Origin of the sequence: Streptomyces sp. XM83C, from assembly GCF_023072675.1 — a bacterium.
Classification (GTDB): domain Bacteria; phylum Actinomycetota; class Actinomycetes; order Streptomycetales; family Streptomycetaceae; genus Streptomyces; species Streptomyces thermocoprophilus.
Genome location: NZ_JALLGL010000587.1, coordinates 1 through 1,313 on the forward strand (window position 1 = coordinate 1; position 1,313 = coordinate 1,313).

The following is a 1,313-nucleotide window of genomic DNA, read 5'->3' on the forward strand; positions in this document are numbered from 1 at the left end:
GGTTGCGTCCTGGGAAGTGGTGTACGGGGTCCCACCTGATCCGGGCGTTTGGCTCGGCGTCGGAGTGAGGGCCCGGATATGAGAACGGCCACCGGCTGATCTTTCAAGACGACCAAGTCTTTGAAGGAGATCAGCACGATGACCGCACCCGACAGTCTGCCCCTGCACGCCCTCACGGAGGACAATCTCGCCTCGGCGAGTCCGGACCTGCTGCGCGCGATGGTCAAGACGTTCGCCGACGCGCTCATGTCGGCGGAGGCCGACATCCTCTGCAACGCCGAGTACGGGCAGGTCAGCGACGAGAGGGTCAACCACCGCAACGGCTATCGCCCGCGCGAGTGGGACACCCGCGCCGGGACCGTCGAGCTCGCCGTTCCCAAGCTGCGGTCCGGCAGCTACTTCCCGCACTGGCTTCTCGAGCGCCGCCGCCGGGCCGAACAGGCTCTCGTCTCGGTGGTCGCCACCGCCTACCTCCTCGGCGTCTCCACCCGCCGGGTCGAAAAGCTCGCCGAGTCCCTGGGCGTCACCCAGCTGTCGAAGTCCCAGGTCAGCGCGATGGCCAAGCACCTGGACGAGCAGGTCGCCGCCTTCCGCAACCGGCCCCTGGAGGCCGGCCCGTACTCGTTCGTCTGGGTCGACGCGCTCACCCAGAAGGTCCGCGAGGGCGGCCGCATCATCAACGTGCACGCGCTGATCGCGGTCGGCGTCAACGCCGACGGCCACCGCGAGATCCTCGGCCTGGACGTCGCCACCGCCGAGGACGGCGCGGGCTGGCTGGCCTTCCTGCGTTCCCTGATCGCCCGCGGCCTGTCCGGCGTCCAGCTCGTCGTCTCCGACGCCCACGCCGGCCTGGTGGACGCGATCGGCGCGGTGCTGCCCGGCGCCTCCTGGCAGCGCTGCCGCACCCACTACGCGAGGAACTTGCTGAGCCAGGTGCCGAAGTCGGCCCAGCCCTGGGTGGCCACGCTGCTGCGGACCGTCTTCGAACAACCCGACACCGACGCCGTGAAGGCCCAGATGGCACACGTGCTGGACGCCCTCGAGGCCAAGTTCCCCAAAGCTGCAGCCCATTTGGACGCTGCCCAGCACGACCTGCTGGCCTTCACGGCCTTCCCGCGGGAGATCTGGCGGCAGATCTGGTCGAACAATCCGCAGGAGCGGCTGAACAAGGAGATCAGGCGCCGCACCGACGTGGTCGGTATCTTCCCCGACCGCACCGCCGTCATCCGGCTCGTCGGGGCGGTCCTGGCCGAGCAGAACGACGAATGGACCGAAGCCCGCCGCTACATGGGCCGCGAACTCCTCACCAAGGC

At 69.2% G+C, this 1,313-nt stretch carries 1 protein-coding gene; it reads left to right on the forward strand.

The window, feature by feature from the left end; genetic code table 11:
- Positions 1-138 precede the first annotated feature (138 nt).
- Positions 139-1,313: IS256 family transposase (locus tag MTQ10_RS30525; protein ID WP_247473989.1), on the forward strand; the 1,175-nt coding region annotated here is incomplete at its 3' end.